Genomic DNA, 20207 nt, shown 5'->3' with positions numbered 1-20207 from the left:
TCTGGCTTAATCGACATCGATCGTCAGACTAGTATGCATGCTTCAATCGACATTCGGGAGAAGCACACATGGCATCCGGCAACATCATGCTCATCACGGGCGTCAGCAGCGGATTCGGTCGCGCGCTGGCGCAGGAGGCGCTGGCGGCCGGTCACACGGTGGTCGGCACCGTGCGCAGCGCGCAGGCGGCACGGGAATTCGACGCGCTGTCCGCGCACGCGGCGGTCGCCCACGTGCTCGACGTGACCGACTTCGATCGCATCGACGGCGTCGTCGCGGACATCGAGGCGAACGTCGGGCCCGTCGACGTGCTGGTGAACAACGCGGGCTATGGGCACGAAGGGATCATGGAAGAAGCGCCGCTCGCGGAGATGCGCCGGCAGTTCGACGTCAACGTGTTCGGCGCCGTCGCGATGATGAAGGCGGTCGTGCCGTTCATGCGCGAACGCCGGCGCGGCCGCATCCTGAACATCACGTCGATGGGCGGCCACATCACGATGCCGGGCATCGCCTACTACTGCGGCAGCAAATTTGCGCTGGAAGGCATTTCCGAATCGCTCGGCAAGGAACTCGAGCCGTTCGGCATCGCGGTGACGGCCGTGGCGCCGGGATCGTTCCGCACCGACTGGGCCGGCCGCTCGATGGCGCGCACGCCGCGCTCGATCGCCGACTACGACGCGCTGTTCGACCCGATCCGCCAGGCGCGCGAGGAAAAGAGCGGCAAGCAGTTGGGCGATCCCGCGAAGGCCGCGCGGGCGATGCTCGCCGTCATCGCCGCCGACCACCCGCCCGCGCATTTGTTGCTCGGCAGCGATGCGCTGCGGCTGGTGCGCAACAAGCTGTCGGCGCTGGACGACGAAATCCGCGCGTGGGAGGCCGTGACGGTCTCGACGGACGGCTGACGCGCGCGGTGCGCGGGGCAAAACCGCGCGTTCGCTTCCTGCGGGCGGATGATTGGCCCGGGCATGTCACCGTCGAATCGGGTTTCACAATAATCCCCGATAATGGTCGTCGGCCAGTGCGCCACGTTCATTCACCTCACAGGAGTCATCGCGATGCCATACGTCACCACGAAGGATCACGTCGAGATCTTTTACAAGGACTGGGGCCCGAAGGATGCGCAGCCCATCGTGTTCCACCATGGCTGGCCGTTGTCCAGCGATGACTGGGATGCGCAGTTGCTCTTCTTCGTGCAGAAGGGCTATCGCGTGATCGCGCACGACCGGCGCGGCCATGGCCGCTCGGCGCAGGTCTCGGACGGCCACGACATGGATCATTACGCCGCGGATGCCTTCGCGGTCGTCGAGGCGCTCGACCTGCGCAATGCGGTGCATATCGGTCATTCGACCGGCGGCGGCGAAGTCGCGCGCTATGTCGCGAAGCACGGCGAGCCGGCCGGCCGGGTCGCGAAGGCCGTGCTGGTGAGCGCGGTGCCGCCGCTGATGCTGAAAACCGCATCGAACCCCGAAGGCCTGCCGATCGAGGTGTTCGACGGTTTCCGGAAAGCGCTCGCCGACAATCGCGCGCAGTTCTTCCTCGACGTGCCGAGCGGCCCGTTCTACGGGTTCAACCGGGAAGGCGCAACCGTGCATCAGGGCGTGATCCGCAACTGGTGGCGCCAGGGCATGGAAGGCAGCGCGAAGGCGCACTACGACGGCATCAAGGCGTTCTCGGAAACGGACCAGACCGACGACCTGAAGTCGATTTCCGTCCCGACGCTCGTGCTGCACGGTGAAGACGACCAGATCGTGCCGATCGCGGATGCCGCGCTGAAGTCGGTCAAGCTGCTGAAGAACGGCACGCTGAAAACCTACCCGGGTTATTCGCACGGAATGCTGACGGTCAATGCGGACGTCCTGAACACCGACCTGCTGGCGTTCGTGCAGGCATAACGACGTCCGGCGCACGCCTGCCTGCGGCGGGCGGCGTCGCGATGCGCGGCTGGCGATCCGTCGCCCCCGTTGAACGGGGCGGCGCGATGGCCGGCCGCGCGTTTCAGCCCACCCCGTTGAAGCGGACGCCCGGATGCGCGAGGCGCGGCATCCGGGCGGCCAGAAACGCATGCAGTTCGCGCACCTGCGCGGCCTTGCCGGAGTCTTCCGGCCAGACGAGGTAGTACGCGTCGCCGGTGCCGACGGCCGTCTTGAACGGCAGCACGAGCTGCTTCTCGTCGATCGCCTTCGCGCACAGCGCGAGGTCGCCGATCGAAATCCCGTGGCCGGCGATCGCCGCCGCCATCCCCTGTTCGAGCATGTCGAACACCTGCCCGCGCGTGATGTCGACGTCCAGAGCGTGGCCGCTGCCCTGGAGCCAGCGGCGCCAGTCGCGCCGGTCGGGCGACGGGTGGATCAGCTCGCACGCGGACGGGTTCGCTCGTGCGACCGTCGCGGTCGCGCGCGAGCACACCGGAATCAGCCACTCGTCGAACAGCTTCACGCAATGCGTGCTTTCGCCGAACCTGCCGGCGCCGAGCAGGATCGCGCAATCGTAGGATTCGCTGAAGAAATCGACGGTATCGACATCCATCCACACGCTCGCGATCTGCACTTCGAAGGCCGGCCGCGTGGCGCGAAACGCGGCGAGTGCGTCGAGCAGCCAGCGCATCGTGAGCGTCGACGGCGCCTTGAGCCGCAGCACGTCGCGCTGCGTCTGGAACAGCATGCACGCTTCCTCGACCTGCCGGAAGCCGCGCCGCAAGCCCGACGCGAGGATGTGCGCTTCCGCCGTCACGGTCATCTTCGGCCCGCGCCGGACGAACAGCTTCCGGCCGAAGTAGGCCTCGAGCGTCTTCACGTGCTTGCTGACCGCGCTCTGCGTCAGGCTCAGTTCCTCGGCGGCCAGCGTAAACGAGCCGGTGCGCGCGGCGCTTTCGAATGCGCGCAGTGCGTAGACAGGGGGAAGCGGTTTGGCCTTCATGGGTTTCGAATATGAATAAAACTCATGTCATGCGGCAGGATTTTCCGCTTTTCGTCAGTGTCCCGGACGCGTGATACTCCAGGAAAGGCGAAATTCGGCATGCCCGGCTTCCATGATGCCACCGTGACCGGCTCGCACGTCAAACGGTAGAACAACTTTTTGTCATGTCACTCCATTACCCGCTGCTGTTCGCCTATCTTGCCGCGATCGTGCTGCTCATCGCGACGCCCGGCCCGGTCGTCATGCTCGTGACGGGCACCGTGGCGCGACGCGGTTTCCGCCAGGGCATGCTGACCGCGGTGGGCGCGAATGCCGCGAGCCTCGTGATGATCGCGGGCGCGATGCTGATGGTGTTCGGCGTCGTGCTCGTCAGCGATCGCCTGCTCGACGGGCTGCACATGATCGGTTGCGTGTTCATTGCGGTGCTGGCGATCCGCAGCTTGCTCGGCGAATGGCGCACCGGCCGCATGCGCGGCGGCGACGATGACGCGCGCGCCCAACGGGAACCGCGGTCGCGCGGCTTGCCAGGCGTCGTGCGCGGCTTTCTCGTCGGCATCGCGAATCCGAAGGACCTGCTGTTCTTCGTCGCGTTCTTTCCGCAGTTCGTCGCGATCACGCCGGATTCGCGCGTGAGCCTGGCGATCCTGGCCGCGCTGTGGATCGCGGTCGATTTCACGATCCTGACCGGCTACATGGCCGCGATCAATCATCCGCTGCTTCACCGGAAGCAGCGCTGGATCACCGCGGCATCGGCGTTCGCGCTGCTCGTGATCGCGCTTGCGGGGCTCGCCGGCACGATCGCGCGTGCCGCGTAGGACGTCGGCGATCTACGTGACCGGCGCCGCGTTCGCGATCACGCGTGAGGAGCGGCGGCACGCGGGCCGGCCCGGTTCCTGCCGCTAGCCGTTGCGCAGGAACACGACGTAGCCGCGAAACCACGGATTCGACGCGAGGTACGGCGGCGCGTCCCACTCGCCGCCCTGGATCACGCCGATGCGAAACGGCAGCTGCAGCCGCGCGACGCGCGGCAGGTAGTCCGCATAGTCGCGAATCGTGCTGCGCCCCTGGTAGGTCTGCACGACCACTTCGTCGACGATGCCCCGGAGCTGGTTGACCTGGTCGGTATCGATGCGGCTGCTCCAGTCGAGCAGCCCCGTGATGCTCAGCCGGCAATCGGCGGGCAGGCTCGCGCGCAGCGTCCGCAGGAATTCGAGGTAATCCTGCAGATGGCGCGTGCGCGCGTCGAAGTCGATCTGGATGCCGGTGATCGTGCGGCCCGACGCGCGCCAGCGCTCGAGCTGCGCGAGCATGATCTGCGTGACGCGCGGCGTCCAGCGCAGCGTGTGCGCACGATAGACGAGCCACACGCGTGCGCGGGGCGCCGGCGGCAGCGCGACGCCCTGCGCGATCACGCGGACTTGCGATTCGTCGCGCGGCGCCGCCTCGATCTGCCCTTGCAGCACGTAGACGGTGCGCGCGTCGCGCACGACCGCCTGCGGCTTCACGCCCGCCCACAGCCAGAACGCGTCGTACCGGGCGGCGTCGACGGTGCCGCCCAGCGCGACGCGCGCGGCCAGCAGCAGCGCGACGCACGCGATGCGCGTCATGCGGCTCTCACCAGTAGTAGCGGAGCTTCTGCGCCCACGGGCTGCCCGGATAGGCGGTCTTCAGCGTATCGAACCAGCGCTTGCGCGTATTCTTCGGCACTTCCTTGCCGCCGCATTCGTTGCTGCCCGACGGCGCATAGCACTTGATCGCGCGGTAGAACGCGTAGGCGCGGTCGTTCGGGTTCGCCTGCGCATCGGCCATCACCGTCACATAGCTCGACATCCGCTCGTACGGCTTGCCGGCGAACTGCGACGGCGCGTTGCCGAGGGTCGGCGGCGCCGTGCGCGGGGTGCTCGACGGCGGCGCGTAACGCGCCCACGGCGACGCATCGCCCTCGAGGTTGGCCTCGAGCGGATTGAGTCGCACGAAATCGGCGAGACAGTTCAACCCTTTCGCGTCGGCGGGATTCTGCTGGAGTACCGTCGCGATGTCGCGCGCGGACGGGCACGTGTAGCCGTCGTCTTTCCGCGGGCCGGCCGCGACGAACGGCTTCAGCGGGTCGGCCGGCGTGCCCGACACCAGCGCGGTATCGGCGATGAACTCCGCGTAGTGCGAACGCGTGAGCTCCTTGTACAGCAGCGTGTACAGCGCGGCGTCGCGCAGCGCGGCGCCGGCCGCCGGGTTTTGCGCCTGTGCGCGCAGCAGGTCCGCATTGGCCGCGCGCCTCAGCAGGACCGCGCGAATCGCAACGTTCTGCACGAGCGAATCGTCGGCGAACACGTCGTTGACGAGCCCGGCCTGCTCCAGGTTGATCGCGAGCGCGAGTTCGAGCGCTTCGCGCTGGAAGCGGAATTTCGCGAGCGGGATCAGGTCGCGCCACAGCTGGCGTGCCTTGTCGCTCTGGCCGCTGTCTTCCAGCGCGAACGCGCGCAGCGCCTGCTGGCTCAGGCCGAAGTAGTCGAGCGGCGCGGCGGGCGTCTGCGGCAGCAGTTCGAGCGCGGCTTCCGGCTTGTGCCCGATCTGCACGTACCAGGTCGCGAGCAGATAGTCGTACAGCACGGGCGCGTTCGCGAAGCGCGGCTTCTGCGCCTGCAACTCGTCCAGCGTGATCGGCTTGCTGCTGCTCGAATCGCTGCTGTCCGACACGCGCATGCGCATCAGGTCGACGGTCGCGAGCACGGTCGGCGACTGGATCTGGCGTGCGTCGAAATCCGGTCCGAACAGCAGCTTGCTGTCGAGTTCGTTCGCCAGCTGCATCAGCGGCACGTTCGACGTCGCCGGCGACCAGCGCGCGAGCGCGTGGCCGTAAAGATCGGCCTGCTGCGTCACGTTCCCGCCGAGCCACGCGACCCGTCGCAACAGCCCCGTCGCGGACACCGCGTAGCGCCCCTGCGGATACACCTTCAGGTAGGTGCGAAACACCGTATTCGCGGCGTCGAGCGACACCTTCGTCACGCGCGCCCGCGTCGGCGTCGGGCTGTCGTTGTCGAACACGTTGGCCTGCGCGGCGTTCAGCTGCGCGCGCCCGGCCATGTAGAGGCCGGTTTCCTTCAGCCACGGGTTCGCACTGTGCGACGCCTGCGCGAAAGACCGGGTCGCGGTGAGGAAGTCGGCGCGGTAGAACGCGTTCGTGCCGTCGAGGTACGCGGCGAACTGCTGGCCGAGCGGCGACTTGACCGGCGGCTTCGTCCAGGCGGCGCTCGCGCCGCCGGCGGCACAGGTCTTCTGCGCGATGTCGGCGCGTGCCGTGCGCAGCCGCACGGCTTCGTCGGCGGGGAGGCCGCCGGCGCCGGTCAGTGCGTCGTTGAACGCATCGGCGCCTGCGTTCATGCTGCGGCAGATGCTGCCTTCGCCGTCGGCATACCGGTTCGACGAGGCATCGGCGTCCGGCGTGCCACCGGTTTTCTCCGGTTCCTTCTGGCCGATATAGATCCATCCGGAGAAGTCCATCGGGAACGGCACGATGATCTGGTTGATCCGGTCTTTCGCCGGGATGGTCTTCGGGTCCGGAAACACCTGCGCGACCCTGGCGCTGTCGACCATCATCAGCATCGCGTTGACGCGCGTGTCGTTGGCGGGGCTCAGCATCGGCAGGTTGGCGCACGAGTAGCCGGATTGCCGGAGCGTGGTCGGCGCATAGCAGCCGTCGTCCCCGCTGGCGTGGGCGGCCGGAATCCAGAGCAGGCTGGCCGCCAGCGCGGCGAACAGGTTTCGGTGCAGCAATGGGTTGCTTGGCATTTTTCTTGTGCTGGGTAGGGGGCCGCGATGGCCGGGTCTCTCAGGCGGGGCGCGTCGCCCCGGCGCGTATCGTACCTCACGGCCGGCAACGGTTGCCGGCACGCGCGGGCCGATCGCGTCGATCGCCGCCGGGTGGAACGGAAGTCCACCCAGTGTGGACGCAACGCCACCTTGAATCGGGACTGCCTGAATTAAGATGCAGCCGGCAGTGACGGACATCCGACGGTAGACGACCTGTCGTCGTCCTCGCTGCCCGACGGGGGGGCCGTCTGCCGAAAGCGGCGCTCGCATCGATCCTAACGACGGCTTCGATCATGACAGGGGCGCGAACGCATGCCGGTTTCCATGCCTTTTCAATAGTATTGCTTATCAATCTTTCGGGCGGTGCGATGCGTGTTTCTCCGCATCGCAGACGCGCGGGCGCCGGCAAATGAAAACAAGAGGATTCCGATGAAACCCATTACATGGATGGTCATGGCAGCCGCGCTCGCGCTGACTGCATGCGGCGGCGACGACGTCGCGCCGAACGGCGGCGCGTCGCTGTCGACACCGAACACGCCCGGTTCGCCTTCCGGTTCGACCTCGCCCGGCGGCGGTTCGAGTGGCGGCGGTGCAAGCGGCGGCCCGACGGGCGGCGGGACCGCGCAACCGCAGGCCGGCTGGTCGCAGGCCGCGGCGGTCGACGGCAAGGGGCCGGAGGGCGAACCCAGCGTGACGATCGACGCGAGCGGCAACGCGCTTGCGACCTGGATGACCAATGGGCCCGCCGGCGCGAACGGCAACGAGATGTGGGGCGCGCGCTATGTCGCGGGCTCGGGCTGGGGCAGCGCGACGCGGCTCGACACGGGCGACGGCTCGCATTCGATGAACACGACGAGTTCGAGCCCGCCGCAGCTGGTCGGCAACGCGAGCGGGCAGGCCGTCGCATTCTGGACCGAATGGAAACCGGGCCCCAACACGTACGCGCTGTGGGCGCGCCCGTACAGCCCGGCCGGCGGATGGGGCGCGGCATTCGAACTGGTGCCGGACGTGGCGGGTTCGACCTATTCGGCCGGGATCGACAGCCAGGGCAACGCGCTCGTCGCGTGGACGCAGTCGATCAGCCTGCTCGATACGCGTATCGCGTGGTCGCGCTACACCGCGGCCGGCCAGTGGTCGCCGGCGGCGGTGATCCAGATGCCGGTGCAGACCGGGCCGGGTGCGGTGACCGGCGACACCGACAACGTGCGGCCGATGATCTCGGTGCTGGCGTCCGGCCGCGCCGTGCTCGCGTGGCGGCAGACCAACCATACGCACTCGGCGCTGTGGACGGCCACGTACGACGCGACCAACGGCTGGACCAACGTGAACCAGGCCGTGTCGAACACGAGCCTGTTCACGACGATCATCTCGCCGGTGGCCGGCATGGACGCGAAGGGCAACATCACGCTGCTCTGGGGGCAGATCGACGTGACGAACGGGAAGATCTACACCGCCACGATGTCGCAACGCTATGTGTCCGGAACCGGGTGGCAGCCCGCGCAGCCCGTTTCGCCGGCGATCGTCGAGCCGACGGGGTTCATCGCGACGCCGATGCTGACCGTCAACGACAACGGCGTGGCCGCCGCGATGTGGGCGGAAGGCGGCGCGGCGCTGCAGGTGAGCGTGTCCGATGCGAGCGGGAACTGGGGGCCGCTGCAGCGGCTGACGGAACACCTGAACGGCGCGGCAGGCCAGTACCCGCCGCTCGTGATCGATGCGGCCGGCAACGTGACGGCCGCCTGGCAGGACACCGGCTTGCCGGGCGCATCGGCCGTCATCGCGGCCAGCTACCGGAAGGGCGCGTGGAGCGCGTCGACGGTGGCGGCACAGAGCGCATCGTGGCCGGCGCTGGCCGTCAACGCGACGGGGGCGATGGCGCTGGCGTGGCTGTCGTATGTCCCGAGCGTCGGCAGCCAGGTACAGGCAAGTTTTTACACACCGGGCTCGTAACGGATTCGCGCCATGAATTTGAAGGAGAAAACATGAAAAGAACCTTGCATTGCACCGTCCGGACCGCCTTGGGCGTCACGGTCGCCGCCCTCGTGCTGTCCGCATGCGGCACGACGCAGATGAACATGGTCGACGTCCAGACGTCGACCGCGAAGACGCTCGGGCTCGCGTCGTCGGACGAGATCACCATCGCCAACGTGCAGTACGCGAAAAAGGACGGGCTGGGCGGCCAGAAGGTGAGTTACGACGCGACGACCGGCAAGGGGCGGCGTTTCGGCTGCACGGTGTTCATGATTCCGGGGCTCACGCCGCTCGATCGGCCGACGTACAACAACTGGGAATGCCATCCGCAACGCTGATGGCCGCGGTGACGACGGCGCCCGTCAGCGGGCGCCGGCCGACCGCTTGAATGGACGAATGGCCGCGTCGGCCTTGCGCCGGCGCAATTTGGTCCGATAATCGACGAACCGATTCCTCCTTTTCCACCGGTTCGATAAAAAACTGTCATGGATCAAGCGGCATTCGTCCCTGTTTTCAAGTTTCGCACGATCGACTATCCCGAGCCGGACCGGTTCCACGTTTGGGTCAAGGACATGCTGTGCGATTACCGGCTCGATGACGACGGCGGGCTTGGCCCGTTCGACGCGGAGGCGAGCGGCGCGGCAATCGGCCCGCTGATCCTGTCGGGCCGGCAATGGCGCTCGCGCGCCCCGACCTATACGGTTCGCAGGACGCCGCGGCGCATCCGCCTCGACGGGCAGGATTCGATCCGCTTCACGCTGCTGCTCGGTGGGCGGCTCGCGAGTCATACGGGCGGCCCCGAGCTGGTCAAGCGCGCCGGCGACCTGTTCGTCTACGATGTCGCGCAGATCAACGACTGCCGGGTCGACGCCGGCGACGTGATCAGCCTCGTCGTGCCCCGATACCTGTTGCCGGGCCATGCGGCGCAGGCGCACGGCCAGACGCTGACGAGCGGCGTGGGCCGCCTGGTCGCGGACCAGATGCTGTCGCTGTTCCGGAACCTGCCGAACCTGCGCACGCACGAAGTGCCGAGCGTCGTCCAGTCGATGTTGCTGCTGCTGGCCGCGGCCGTGGCGCCCACCGCGCAGGCGTTGAGCGATGCGCGCGGCCCGATCGACCACGCGCTGGTCGACCGGGTGCGCCGCTACATCGACGTGCACCTGCTGGAGCCGGACCTCACGCCCGAGCGGATCTGCCGCGACATCGGCGTGTCGCGGGCGCGGCTCTATCAGTTGTTCAAGGAGGAGGGCGGCGTGATGCGGCAGATCACGCGCAGGCGGCTGCGTCATGCCTACCACGTGCTGGGCGATCCGCAGCGCCGGCACCGGCGCATTGCCGAGATCGCCTGGGCGCACGGCTTCCCCGACGAGAAGTATTTCCACCGGCTGTTCAAGGCGGAGTTCGGCCATACGCCGAAGGAAACGCTCGAGTACGCGGCCGCGCCGGTGCTGCTGCCTTGCGGCGCGACCGACGCGCGATGGGCCGACGGCGGCCGGCTGGCGGGGTGGACGTTGCCGTTCGGCGTGCTCACCCACTGAGCGGACCGGGCCGCTCGCCGGTCATGCGTACACGCTGCTGGCGACCTCCCCGTCGTCGGCGTCGCCGATCGCGGCCCGCAGGTCGTCGATCGCCACCATCAGTTCGCGCACCTGCCGCAACGACGGATACTGATGCAGCACGGCGTGCCATTGCGGCACGGTCAGCAGCGCGTGCCAGATGACGCCAAGGCCGTCCGGATCGGCATCGGGACGCTGCTGCGCGAGCGCGCTCGCGTATTCGAGGCTCGCCTGCGCCGACAGCAACTGCATCCGGCTCCCGGCGCCCAGCAGGCGCGGTGTCGCGTCCGCGGCGGCGTCGCAGCAATAGAGCACTTCCCGTTGCAGCGCGGCGGCGTCGGTGGTCAGCGCGCGCAGCGACGCGCCATGCACGCGCACCGTGCCCTGGTGCGTCTCGAACGCGTAGACCGTGTCCGGATCGGCCTGCGCCAGCAGGTTCAGGCCGCGCAGCAGCCGCGGCAGATCGGTCGTCGCGGCATCGGCGGACGCTTTTGCTTCGACGAGGAAGCGGACGTTCCATGCGGATGCCGCGTCGTCGCTTCGTGCGCGTTCGAGCAGGATCGCGTCCCACTCGGTCTTGGCACGGTCGTGGCGGCCGGGGATCGATGACGGCACGCGCATCGACGTGACCACCCGGTAGGACCGCTGCCCGTCCACCGCTTCGAGCCTGCCGGCCAATGCGTCGAGCGCCTGTGCCGCGAGCGCTTCGACGGCCGCGCCGCGCTGCTGGGAAGCAACGCCCTGCGCGACCGCGATCGTGCTGCCTTCGAGCGGCCCCTGGCGGACCCACAGCGCGCGGTAGCGGCGGACGTCGTCGTCGGAAGCCAGCCTGTCGAGATGCAACAGGCGTTCGAGCGCGGGGCTGTCCTTCAGCTTGACGATGTCCTGCTCGAAAGCGGTGTCGGTCGCCATCGCGGGCAGCGCGAGCAGTTGCCGCAGCGTCGCATGAAGGTCGGCCCACGACGCGGTGGTGGCGGCCGCATGCAGTCGCGCGAGCGCGTCGCGTTGCCACGTCTGGGCGCTGCGCTCGAGTTTGGCCGGATGCGCGATCGCATTGACGGCCGAGTACAGCGCGCGCCGGTCCTGCTCGGCGTGCGCGGACAGCGACGCATATTCGCGCACGTTCGGCGCATCGTGCCGCAGTACCGATGCCTGAAACGACGGATCGCCGGATCGAGGGTCCATCGCGTCGCGGATCATCCGCGCGAGTGCATCGATGAAGCGCTGCCGCAATGCCGTGCCGGGCGCCTCGCCGTCCGCCCGCATCCGGCGCGCTTCCTCGATCACGATCGCGAGGGCGGTGGCCGGAGGCGTGGCGTCGGTCAACGACGCTGCGCTGTCGAGCGGCGGCAGCCGGTAGCGACGAGCGACGATGCGCAGGGTTTCGTCGAGCAGGGCGGGCAGCGGTGTCAGCGACATGGCGGGTTCGGGCGTAAAGGCGGTTCGCGGGGAGGCGGCCTTCGGGCCGGAACGCGCGACGTTGTGCAACGGTATCACGGCGGGCGGCAGGTGCACGGCGCCGTGCGCCTGCCGCCACGCGCCGGATCGATCACGCCGTCAACGTCACCGACAGGCTGCCGAGCTCGCCGAAGCGAACCGTCAGCGCATCGCCGAGCGGCACGTCGATCGCACCCGCATACGAACCGGTCGTCACGATCTGCCCGGCGCGCACCACCTCGCCGCGCGCCGCGAGGAAATTGACGAGCCACACCAGCGGCTTGAGCGGATCGCCGTCCGGATGGCGGCCGTCGATCGTGCGGTTCAGCGCGCCTTCGAACGACAGCGCCAGCGTCTCGAGCGGCACGTTCAGCCCGTCGGGCACGACCGGGCCGACGCACAGCCCCTGGTTGAATTGCCCGTCGGCCAGCAACTCGAACTTCGACGCGCGCGCGGGCTCCGCGTAGCGGCAGCCGAGCACCTCGAGCACGATGCGCACTTCGCGGATCGCCGCGCGCACGTCGCTTTCTTCATAGGGCCGCGCGCGCGCGGGCAGGTCGCGGTCGAGCACGAATGCGATTTCCGGTTCGATCCGCACGATCGGACCGCCGACGACGCGGTACGGCGCATCGGCTTCGCGGATCGTCGACGCGAAGATCGGCGCGAGGATCACGCGGTCGGGCGGCGGCAGCGCGCATTTCCATCCGCCGACGGGTTCGCCGAGCAGGTCGGCCACGCGCTGCTGGATCGCGAGCGCGGTGTCGACGTCCTCGGGGCGCAGCGCATCGGGCAGCAGCGGGCCGGGCGAGCCGGCATGGCGGGCGGCGACGAGATGCTGGGCGGCGCCGTCCACGCGTTCGGTAGTCGTTGTCATGTCGGTTGAGCGAGTTGAAAGTGGGGCCGGCAAAAAAGGGCCGGACGAAAGTCGCACATCCGATGATAGCGCCTTCGGCGCGATGGCCGCTCGAAAGCCCCTCGGCGGGCCGGTCATCCGCCCGGTTCGCCGCGCTGCCGACGACGCAAGAGGCCGGTCCTGCGTCGCGTCGGTTTGCCGCATGCACGGTTCCGGCCGGGGTTGACGATCGTCAATATCCGGCCCCCGCGTCGGCCGATGATGGTGACATGGCCGCGTGCGAGGGGGCGCGCGGCGTTCACCCCAGCGAGGTTCGTATGTACGAAAAGATCATGGTGGCCGTCGACGGCAGCGCTTCGTCGAAACGGGCGCTGGCCGAGGCCGTGAAGGTGGCGCTGGCGGCCGGCGCGCACGTCAGCGCCGTGTACGTGGTCGACAAGTCGGTGTTGTTCACGTATGCGGGCCGTTTCGATCCGCACGCGCTCATCGAGGAAATCCGCGACGACGGGCGCAAGGTGCTGCGCGAAGCCGAACAGGTCATCGCGCTGGCCGGCGCGAAGGGCGAGGCCGAACTCGTCGAGACCGAAAGCATCGGCGAGGATATCGCGGAACGCCTGCAGCGCTACGTGAAGGAACGCGGCATCGATCTCGCGGTGGTCGGCACGCACGGCCGGCGCGGTATCCGCCGCGTGCTGCTCGGTAGCGTCGCCGAGCACTTCGTGCGCGGCGCGAAATGTCCGGTGCTGCTGATTCGCGGCGACGATGCCGACGAGCCGGCGGCTGCTGCGGCAGCGTAACGCGGACGACGCGCGATGATACGTCGCCAGTACCGCATCGTCGTCGCGGCGATCGCCGTGTTCGTGTCGCTCGCCGGGATGATGGCCGTCGTGACGGGCTTGCTGTTCGATACCCCGACGGCGCTGCGCGGCGGCGCGATCGCGTTGATCGTCGGCGTGGCCGGCTTCGTCGTGATGCTCAATCCCGGGCCGAAAGGCGAGGAGTGACGCCGGGACGCGCGGCCGCGTGTACCCGGCCGCGCACGCTTCTGTCAAACTGGCGCCCATGAAACCGCGCCTCATTTCACCGCCTTCCTCCGATGCCGCGCCTGCGCCCGCAGGCTTTCCCGACGCCGACGAACTGGCCGCGCTGCGCGCGTGGTACGCGGGCATGACCGTGCGCCAGGCCGTCGAACGCTACCTGCCCGATCGCCTCGGCGCAGGACGGTCGGCGCGCGGCGTGATCGGCGCCATTCGCCGCCGCCTCGTGCGCGTCGCGCGGCAGGCCGGCCGCCCCGATCTCGCGGAACGGCTCGGCCATCCCGACGGTGAGCGTGTGCGGGAGGCGAAGGCCGCGACCGAAGCAATCGGCCTGCTGCGTCACGCGCGCGCGCCGTTGCCGCAGATCAGCGACGACGTCGGCCTCTGGCTGCCCGCGCGCGCGGTCGTCGCGCTGCGGGCGCACGGCATCGCGACGCTGGCCGACCTGACGGTACGCATTCCGCGCCGGCGCCAGTGGTGGACCGCGATCGCGGGCCTCGGCGTGGCCGGCGCGCGGCGCATCGAGGCATTTTTCGCCGAGCATCCCGACCTGACGGAGCGGGCGCGCGCGCTGATCGCCGCGACGCCGCGCGGCAGCATCGTGCCGTGGGAGCAGTTGAAGCTGCCGCACGAGGTCGACGGCTCGGCCGGCACGTTCCGCGCGCCGCGCGCGACCAGCACGCTCGACGCGGACAACGATTACGCGGCCGTGCACGCATGGCTGTCGCTGCACGAATCGGCCGCGACGCGGCGTGCGTACCGCAAGGAAGCCGAGCGGCTGATCCTGTGGGCCATCGTCGAGCGCGGGCGCGCGCTGTCGTCGCTGACGACCGAGGATGCGGTCGCCTATCGCGCGTTCATCCGGCACCCGACGCCGCACGAACGCTGGGTCGGGCCCGTGCGGCCGCGCGGCGCGCCCGACTGGCGGCCGTTCTCGGGCGCGCTGTCCGCGCGGTCGGCGGCGTACACGCTATCGGTGCTCGGGGCGCTGTTCCGCTGGCTGATCGAGCAGCGCTACCTGCTCGCGAACCCGTTCGCGGGCGTGAAGGTGCGCGATACGCGCGGCGCGAACGCACTCGACACGTCGCATGCGTTCACCGAAGGCGAGTGGCTGCTGGTCCGCACGATCGCCGACGGCCTCGAGTTCCGGACGCGCACGGCTGACGGCGCGCCGCAGTCGGGCTGGACGCCGGCCGCCGCGCAACGGCTGCGCTTCATTCTCGATTTCGGCTATGCGACCGGGCTGCGCGCGAGCGAGCTAGTCGGCGCGACGCTCGGCGGCATCGAGACGGATGCGCACGGCGACGCGTGGCTGAAGGTGATCGGCAAGGGGAGCAAGGCCGCCCGCGTCGCGCTGCCGCCGCTCGCGCGCACGGCGCTCGACCGCTATCTGGTCGCGCGCCGGCTGCCGGTCACACCGGTGCGCTGGCGGCCCGATACGCCGCTGATCGCGAGTCTCGCGGAAGACGAGGCGGCCGCGATCACGAGCGTGCGGCTGTGGAAGGTGATGCAGCGCTTCTTTGCGCAGACGGCGGATACCGTCGAAGCCGATAACCCGGCGCTCGCGCAGAAGCTGCGGCAGGCGAGCCCGCACTGGATGCGGCATACGCATGCGACGCACGCGCTTGCGCGCGGGGCCGAGCTGACGACCGTGCGCGACAACCTGCGGCATGCGTCGATCTCGACGACGTCGATTTATCTGCACGGCGACGACGTGAAGCGCGCGCGGCAGATGTCGAGCGCGTTTGCGGCCGACAAGTAAGCGGATGGCGCGGCGGCGCTCGCGCCCGTTTGCACCCGTTTGCGCGAGCCGGTCAGTCGGCGGCCGGGCCGTCGCGTTCCGCCGCCACGCGTGCGAGCCATTCCGCGTAACTCGATGCGACGCGCTCACGCAGCTCGTCGTCGTGCCACACGCGGATCACCTGGCCGCTCACGCCGCCTTGCGCGGGATCGAGGTCGATGCAGAGATGATTGCCGCTGCCGTCGTGCGTGAACGGAATCCACTTGAGGTTGTACCAGTCGTCGCGGACGCCGGCATCGGGTTCCGACGTCATGCCGGCGAAATCGCCGCCGGAAACGAGTGTCCGCCAGATCGTCCATTGCGCGACGATCTCCTGCGCGCCGAGCAGCGCATCGCTTTCGGTGAAGACGGCGTCCGGATCGGCTTGCCCGTCGTGCAGCCGGAGGCTGTCGATCACGTCATCGGGCAGCGTCGCGCCCAGTGCGGCAGGCAATTCGGCCAGCACATGATCGTCGGCCGGCCCGTTCAGGCCGCCCGGCAAGCTGGCGGGATGAGCGGCGATCGCACGTTCGATGCGTTGCCACGCTTCGCGAACATCAGGCGTCGCGGGGCCGGCAACCGGTACGTCGGGAGAAGGTGAGGTCTGCCGCGGTTGCGCCGGAACGTTCGCGGTTTCGTCCGGCGTCACACCGGTATGCGAGGCGCGCGCGCCCGTGCCGTCCAGCCGCAGAAACAGAACGAGCGTTCCGGCCGGCAGCACCTCGACGCCCGCCGGGATCGCGACGAGCGCATCGGCCTCGGCGACACCGCGAATCGGCCCGTCGCCCTGGAACGGCAGCAGGCGGACTCGCGATTCGCCGCGCTCGGTGGCGGACAGGCTGCCCCATCGCATCCCGTTGCATTCGGCATCGGGTTCGATGTCGTGCGCGGTCGGCGCGGTTTCCCAGCAAGGGCCCGGCGCCGCAACATGTTCCAGCAGGTCGAGCACGTGCGGAACGATCGTGTGCATCAGCACGGCGACGCCGCTCGCATGGCCGGGCAGATTGACCAGCACGGCCTGGTCGTAACCGACGCATGTTTCCGTTCGGTAGACGACGCCGTCCGGCCGGGTGGATTGCACGGTCCACTTCGTCGGCGGCGAACGGTCGTCGCTTCGCCCGACATTGAACCGCTCGCCGGGTGTCTGCCTGATCCGGATCGTCTCGCGATCGTTCGCGTAGACCGTCTGCGCATTCAGGCCTCGCATCTCGAACGGCGCGCTCGCCGGCAATCCGGCGCCGACAATCAGGTCATAGCGCCCGGAAAGCGCGCCCAGCTGTTGCTTGAACGCGCTTTCGTCGCGTTCCGTATCGGGCGAGCACGGAAACGACGAGGGCAACGGCAGGGTTTCCGCGGCCGGCACCGCGTATCCCCATTGCCGCAGTACCGCGCGGAGATACGGACCCAGCGAGTCGAATCGCTGCCAGGGCTCGCGTGCATGGCCCGGCGGCACCACGTCGTACCCCGCGATCACGACGCCGATCCGCGGCCGCTTCGTGACGACGACGTCGCGCACGCCCGCGGCTATCAGCCCCGCCAGCCGTGCGGGCGTGATCCGCATCCCTTTCGCGAGCAGCACCTGTCCTTTCCGGAATTCGCTGCCGACGGCGATCACGTGCTGTCCGGCCGCGAGCGGCGCATGGAAGCGCAGGCGTGCGCCCGCGTTCCCGTCGATCCATCGATGCTCGGCCTTCGGCGCAACCGCGTCGGCGTGCGCCGGCATCGCGACGTAGGCCGGAATGCCGGCCGCTTGCCGTGCGTCGAGTGCGCGGGCGGCCGGGCTGGCCGTTCGCGACGCCAGCGGGGCCAGCCGGAGTTCGCAATCGAGCTCGACGGGTTCGCGGCGGGAGGCCGCTGCGGTATCGGCCGCGCGCAGCGCGTAGCCGTCGCAGGCGGCGAGCGGAACGGACGGAACGTCGTCGGGGGCGATGACGTCTTCAGCCGTGACGCGCCATGCGGCGTCGTCGACCGGAACCGTCTCGCGCCGCATCGCGCCGGGGACGAGAGACCGGCATCGTTCGTAGGCTTGCCCGAGCCATGCGGGAAGGTTGGCGGGTACGCTCATCGACATCCTCGTCGTGATTCGTGATGCTTCATTGTGCGGCCTGATCGCCGGCGCGTCGCGCCCGACATACGATCGAGGCCGGATTTTCGTGAAGCGCCATTGGACGATTCATCGCGCCGCGATGTAACTGTCAGGTGTGTCAGGAGACGGCCGGCCGGGAACGCCGGTCCATGACCGAACACGCTTTCCGTCGACGAATGGATGACGCGCCACGGCGTATCCGCCGAGGCAACGGAACGGTCGGTGTACGCTGCGGTCATAATTTTTTTTGCAAGGAGCAGCGCATGGCATCGAGCCAGGGCACGGTCGATTTCATCGTCGAGCAGAGCGCGGCGGCCGGTACGGTATCGGCGCGCAAGATGTTCGGGGAATACGGCATCTATTGCGACGGCAGGATGGTCGCGCTCGTCTGCGACGACCGGCTGTTCGTCAAGCCGACACCGGAAGGACGCGCGTATCTCGGCGCCTGCGAAGAGGCGCCGCCGTATCCGGCCGCGAAGCCGCACCTCGTCATCCCCGGCGATCGCTGGGACGATCGCGAGTGGCTGGCCGCGCTGATCCGGATCACCGCCGCGCAGTTGCCGATGCCGGTGAAGCGGAACCGATAGCGGCAGCGCGCGGCATGCAGGCGTATTCTGTGACACAGGCGCGCGCCCATCGCGCGGCAGGGAGTACAAGAATGGAGACATCCGGACATTCGCGCGGCACGTGGCGTGCCCGCCGCGTCTGGCACGCGTGCGTTGCGGCGCTGTGCGTCGGCTGGAGCGCGCTGTCGTTCGGCGCCGATGGCGCGAACGGCGCGGCCGCGTTGCTCGATCGTTATCGCAGCCTCGGCGCGCAACTGAAGGACAACGCGTTTCACCGGCCGTTGTACCTCGAGTCGGCGGAGGCGTCGTCGTCGCTGAAGGGCGACATCTACGCGGTGGTCGACTATCCGTTCGCGGTCGTGAGCGGCCAGCTCGACGATGCCGCGCAGGGCCCCGCGAACTGGTGCGCGGTGCTGATCCTGCACCTGAACACGAAATACTGTCATGCGTCGAGCGGCGGCAACGGGCCGGTGCTCGACGTGAACCTCGGCCGCAAGATCCAGCAGAAGCTGTCGGACACCTATCGCGTGCAGTTCCGCTATCGCGTGGCGGCCGCGACGCCCGACTACTTCCAGGTCGATCTGGCCGCCGACAGCGGCCCGATGGGCACGAAGGATTACCGGATCGCGCTGGAGGCCGTGCCGGTCGGCGCGTCGCGCACGTTCCTTCACCTCACGTATTCGTATGGTTTCGGCACGGTCGGCCGGATGGCGATGAAGACCTACCTCGCGACGGTCGGCAGCGACAAGGTCGGGTTCACGAACGTCGGTGCATCGGCCGCGCAGCCGCAATACGTCGGCGGCGTGCGCGGGCTGCTGGAGCGCAACACGATGCGCTATTACCTTGCGATCGACACGTATCTCGCGACGCTCGACAAGCCGCTCGACCAGCGCCTCGCGCGCTGGTTCGATGCCACCGAGCAGTATCCGCAGCAACTGCACGAAGTCGAGCGGAGCGCGTATCTGCAGATGAAAGCGCAGGAGGTGCAGCGGCAGCAGGCGGCGCGGTGACGCCGCCCGCCGTCGGCTGCCCGGCGTCGATCAGTTCGACGCGCCGCCGACCGTGCGAATGCTGTGCCACTGCCCCTGTTCGACGCGGAACAGCGTGTATGGCGGCTTGATCAGGTCGCCGCGCTCGTCGAACGAGATCTTGCCGGTCACCCCGGTCACCGCCACACCCGGCAGGCTCGCGACGATCTTGCCGCGATCGAGCGAATCGGCCTTGCGGACCGCCGCGATCATCGCGAGCGCCGCATCGTAGGCGAACGGCGCATACAGCTCGACGTCCTGGTTGAAGCGCGCCTTGTAGCGCTGCGCGAACGCGACGGCCGACGGCAGCTTGTCGAGCGCGGGGCCGGGCTCCAGATCCTGCGTGCCTTCGCCCGCGTTGCCGGCGATCTTCAGGAATGCGTTGCTTTTCAATGCGCCGGCGCCGAACAGCTGCGCACGGATGCCGAGCGAGCGCATCTGCTTGACGAGCATCGCCCCCTGTTCGTCGAGCCCGCCGAAGAACAGCAGGTCGACGTTGTTGCTCTTCATCGTCGTCAGGATGCCGCGGAAATCGACGGCCTTGTCGTTCGTGTATTCGCGGCCGACGATGCTGCCGTGCGCGTCCTTCACGCCTTTCTCGAATGCGTCGGCGAGGCCCTGGCCGAACGCGGTGCGATCGTCGATGATGCCGATCCGCTTCGCCTTCAACTGCTCGACCGCGAAGCGGCCGGCCACCACGCCGCCGACGCCGTCGTGCCCCATCGTGCGGAACACGTTCTTGAAGCCCTGCATCGTCAGCTGCGGATTGGTCGAGCCGGGAGTGATCATCGCGACGTTCGCCTGCTTGTAGACGGCCGACGCGGGAATGCTGCAGCCGGAATTGTAGTGGCCGATCACGCCGACCACGCCGTCGTCGACGAGCTTCTGTGCGACCTGGATCGCGATGCGCGGATCGGCCTGGTCGTCCTGCACGTCGAGCACGAAGCGTACCGGCTTGCCGCCGACGGTCGGATGCTTCGCGTTCTCCTCGTCGAGGGCGAGCTGCGCCCCGTATTGCAGATCCTTGCCGACGCGCGCGACCGGCCCCGTCAGCGGGCCGGCGAAGCCGATCTTGACGGTTTCCGGGTCGGCTGCGAGCGCCGACCCCGCGACCGTGCCGATCGAGCAGACGGCCAGCCATACCAGCCAGTGACGACGATTCATGATGCT

General features: G+C 68.9%; 18 protein-coding genes. 11 read left to right on the top strand and 7 right to left on the bottom strand.

All coding sequences use genetic code 11. From position 1 onward, the window contains the following. Window positions 1-68: 68 nt before the first annotated feature. Both WJ12_RS17470 and WJ12_RS17465 read left to right on the top strand, forming a co-directional pair. Window positions 69-902 carry an oxidoreductase gene (locus WJ12_RS17470; protein ID WP_069245752.1) on the top strand — a complete coding sequence of 278 codons (834 nt, stop codon included), beginning with the start codon at window positions 69-71 and terminating at the stop codon, window positions 900-902. Between the two features lie 153 nt (window positions 903-1055). Further along, window positions 1056-1892, top strand: coding sequence for an alpha/beta fold hydrolase (locus WJ12_RS17465; protein WP_059561398.1), 837 nt, complete (start codon window positions 1056-1058; stop codon window positions 1890-1892). A 103-nt stretch (window positions 1893-1995) separates the two neighbouring features. On the opposite strand, the gene WJ12_RS17460 is transcribed toward WJ12_RS17465, so the two are convergent. Next, complete coding sequence (locus tag WJ12_RS17460) at window positions 1996-2916, bottom strand: LysR substrate-binding domain-containing protein (protein ID WP_059561327.1); 921 nt, start codon at window positions 2914-2916, stop codon at window positions 1996-1998. A 164-nt stretch (window positions 2917-3080) separates the two neighbouring features. Here WJ12_RS17460 and WJ12_RS17455 point away from each other — a divergent pair, with 164 nt between their 5' ends. Next, complete coding sequence (locus tag WJ12_RS17455) at window positions 3081-3731, top strand: LysE family translocator (RefSeq protein WP_059561324.1); 651 nt, start codon at window positions 3081-3083, stop codon at window positions 3729-3731. 84 nt (window positions 3732-3815) lie between these two features. Here WJ12_RS17455 and WJ12_RS17450 read toward each other — a convergent pair whose 3' ends face one another. Next, window positions 3816-4523 carry a DUF3142 domain-containing protein gene (locus WJ12_RS17450; RefSeq protein ID WP_034189556.1) on the bottom strand — a complete coding sequence of 236 codons (708 nt, stop codon included), beginning with the start codon at window positions 4521-4523 and terminating at the stop codon, window positions 3816-3818. Window positions 4524-4530: 7 nt separating this feature from the next. Beyond that, window positions 4531-6702: a PA5441 family protein gene (locus WJ12_RS17445; protein ID WP_059561321.1), complete on the bottom strand. Its 2172-nt coding sequence runs from the start codon at window positions 6700-6702 to the stop codon at window positions 4531-4533. Window positions 6703-7152: 450 nt separating this feature from the next. Here WJ12_RS17445 and WJ12_RS17440 point away from each other — a divergent pair, with 450 nt between their 5' ends. The 3 genes from WJ12_RS17440 to WJ12_RS17430 all read left to right on the top strand — a co-directional run bounded on the left by WJ12_RS17440 (window position 7153) and on the right by WJ12_RS17430 (window position 10232). Next, window positions 7153-8673 (top strand): hypothetical protein, encoded by a 1521-nt coding sequence (locus tag WJ12_RS17440; RefSeq protein ID WP_059561395.1) that lies wholly within the window; start codon window positions 7153-7155, stop codon window positions 8671-8673. 32 nt (window positions 8674-8705) lie between these two features. Beyond that, the gene (locus tag WJ12_RS17435; RefSeq protein WP_059561318.1) at window positions 8706-9032 is read left to right on the top strand and encodes a hypothetical protein; all 327 of its coding nucleotides are present in this window, start codon (window positions 8706-8708) and stop codon (window positions 9030-9032) included. A 147-nt stretch (window positions 9033-9179) separates the two neighbouring features. Beyond that, window positions 9180-10232: an AraC family transcriptional regulator gene (locus WJ12_RS17430; protein ID WP_034189559.1), complete on the top strand. Its 1053-nt coding sequence runs from the start codon at window positions 9180-9182 to the stop codon at window positions 10230-10232. A 21-nt stretch (window positions 10233-10253) separates the two neighbouring features. Here WJ12_RS17430 and WJ12_RS17425 read toward each other — a convergent pair whose 3' ends face one another. Both WJ12_RS17425 and WJ12_RS17420 read right to left on the bottom strand, forming a co-directional pair. After that, complete coding sequence (locus WJ12_RS17425) at window positions 10254-11669, bottom strand: hypothetical protein (protein WP_059561315.1); 1416 nt, start codon at window positions 11667-11669, stop codon at window positions 10254-10256. A gap of 130 nt (window positions 11670-11799) precedes the next feature. Next, window positions 11800-12561: a 2-keto-4-pentenoate hydratase gene (locus WJ12_RS17420; RefSeq protein ID WP_034189561.1), complete on the bottom strand. Its 762-nt coding sequence runs from the start codon at window positions 12559-12561 to the stop codon at window positions 11800-11802. A 296-nt stretch (window positions 12562-12857) separates the two neighbouring features. Here WJ12_RS17420 and WJ12_RS17415 point away from each other — a divergent pair, with 296 nt between their 5' ends. The 3 genes from WJ12_RS17415 to WJ12_RS17405 are packed head-to-tail and all read left to right on the top strand — an operon-like array spanning window position 12858 to window position 15339. Then, entirely contained in the window at window positions 12858-13337 is a 480-nt protein-coding gene (locus WJ12_RS17415; protein ID WP_034189562.1) for a universal stress protein, read from the top strand. Between the two features lie 15 nt (window positions 13338-13352). Continuing rightward, window positions 13353-13544, top strand: coding sequence for a DUF2964 family protein (locus WJ12_RS17410; RefSeq protein ID WP_034189563.1), 192 nt, complete (start codon window positions 13353-13355; stop codon window positions 13542-13544). A gap of 58 nt (window positions 13545-13602) precedes the next feature. After that, window positions 13603-15339 (top strand): phage integrase family protein, encoded by a 1737-nt coding sequence (locus tag WJ12_RS17405; RefSeq protein WP_069245751.1) that lies wholly within the window; start codon window positions 13603-13605, stop codon window positions 15337-15339. A 52-nt stretch (window positions 15340-15391) separates the two neighbouring features. Here the strand turns inward: WJ12_RS17405 and WJ12_RS17400 are convergent, their stop codons facing one another. Further along, window positions 15392-17422: an SMI1/KNR4 family protein gene (locus WJ12_RS17400; RefSeq protein ID WP_059561310.1), complete on the bottom strand. Its 2031-nt coding sequence runs from the start codon at window positions 17420-17422 to the stop codon at window positions 15392-15394. A 284-nt stretch (window positions 17423-17706) separates the two neighbouring features. Here WJ12_RS17400 and WJ12_RS17395 point away from each other — a divergent pair, with 284 nt between their 5' ends. Beyond that, on the top strand, window positions 17707-18030 hold the full coding sequence (locus WJ12_RS17395) for a TfoX/Sxy family protein (protein ID WP_034189565.1): 324 nt from the start codon (window positions 17707-17709) through the stop codon (window positions 18028-18030). 71 nt (window positions 18031-18101) lie between these two features. Beyond that, window positions 18102-19019 (top strand): hypothetical protein, encoded by a 918-nt coding sequence (locus tag WJ12_RS17390; protein ID WP_059561308.1) that lies wholly within the window; start codon window positions 18102-18104, stop codon window positions 19017-19019. A gap of 30 nt (window positions 19020-19049) precedes the next feature. Here the strand turns inward: WJ12_RS17390 and WJ12_RS17385 are convergent, their stop codons facing one another. After that, window positions 19050-20201: a branched-chain amino acid ABC transporter substrate-binding protein gene (locus WJ12_RS17385; RefSeq protein ID WP_059561305.1), complete on the bottom strand. Its 1152-nt coding sequence runs from the start codon at window positions 20199-20201 to the stop codon at window positions 19050-19052. Window positions 20202-20207: the final 6 nt, after the last annotated feature.

This window comes from Burkholderia seminalis (assembly GCF_001718535.1).
GTDB lineage: Bacteria > Pseudomonadota > Gammaproteobacteria > Burkholderiales > Burkholderiaceae > Burkholderia > Burkholderia seminalis.
This window is presented reverse-complemented; position numbering and strand designations above follow the sequence as displayed.

Bases quoted from the DNA above. Each gene is read 5' to 3' on its own strand.
- WJ12_RS17470 (WP_069245752.1), top strand. From the start codon at position 69: ATGGCATCCGGCAACATCATGCTCATCACGGGCGTCAGCAGCGGATTC.
- WJ12_RS17465 (WP_059561398.1), top strand. From the start codon at position 1,056: ATGCCATACGTCACCACGAAGGATCACGTCGAGATCTTTTACAAGGAC.
- WJ12_RS17460 (WP_059561327.1), bottom strand. From the start codon at position 2,916: ATGAAGGCCAAACCGCTTCCCCCTGTCTACGCACTGCGCGCATTCGAA.
- WJ12_RS17455 (WP_059561324.1), top strand. From the start codon at position 3,081: ATGTCACTCCATTACCCGCTGCTGTTCGCCTATCTTGCCGCGATCGTG.
- WJ12_RS17450 (WP_034189556.1), bottom strand. From the start codon at position 4,523: ATGACGCGCATCGCGTGCGTCGCGCTGCTGCTGGCCGCGCGCGTCGCG.
- WJ12_RS17445 (WP_059561321.1), bottom strand. From the start codon at position 6,702: ATGCCAAGCAACCCATTGCTGCACCGAAACCTGTTCGCCGCGCTGGCG.
- WJ12_RS17440 (WP_059561395.1), top strand. From the start codon at position 7,153: ATGAAACCCATTACATGGATGGTCATGGCAGCCGCGCTCGCGCTGACT.
- WJ12_RS17435 (WP_059561318.1), top strand. From the start codon at position 8,706: ATGAAAAGAACCTTGCATTGCACCGTCCGGACCGCCTTGGGCGTCACG.
- WJ12_RS17430 (WP_034189559.1), top strand. From the start codon at position 9,180: ATGGATCAAGCGGCATTCGTCCCTGTTTTCAAGTTTCGCACGATCGAC.
- WJ12_RS17425 (WP_059561315.1), bottom strand. From the start codon at position 11,669: ATGTCGCTGACACCGCTGCCCGCCCTGCTCGACGAAACCCTGCGCATC.
- WJ12_RS17420 (WP_034189561.1), bottom strand. From the start codon at position 12,561: ATGACAACGACTACCGAACGCGTGGACGGCGCCGCCCAGCATCTCGTC.
- WJ12_RS17415 (WP_034189562.1), top strand. From the start codon at position 12,858: ATGTACGAAAAGATCATGGTGGCCGTCGACGGCAGCGCTTCGTCGAAA.
- WJ12_RS17410 (WP_034189563.1), top strand. From the start codon at position 13,353: ATGATACGTCGCCAGTACCGCATCGTCGTCGCGGCGATCGCCGTGTTC.
- WJ12_RS17405 (WP_069245751.1), top strand. From the start codon at position 13,603: ATGAAACCGCGCCTCATTTCACCGCCTTCCTCCGATGCCGCGCCTGCG.
- WJ12_RS17400 (WP_059561310.1), bottom strand. From the start codon at position 17,422: ATGAGCGTACCCGCCAACCTTCCCGCATGGCTCGGGCAAGCCTACGAA.
- WJ12_RS17395 (WP_034189565.1), top strand. From the start codon at position 17,707: ATGGCATCGAGCCAGGGCACGGTCGATTTCATCGTCGAGCAGAGCGCG.
- WJ12_RS17390 (WP_059561308.1), top strand. From the start codon at position 18,102: ATGGAGACATCCGGACATTCGCGCGGCACGTGGCGTGCCCGCCGCGTC.
- WJ12_RS17385 (WP_059561305.1), bottom strand. From the start codon at position 20,201: ATGAATCGTCGTCACTGGCTGGTATGGCTGGCCGTCTGCTCGATCGGC.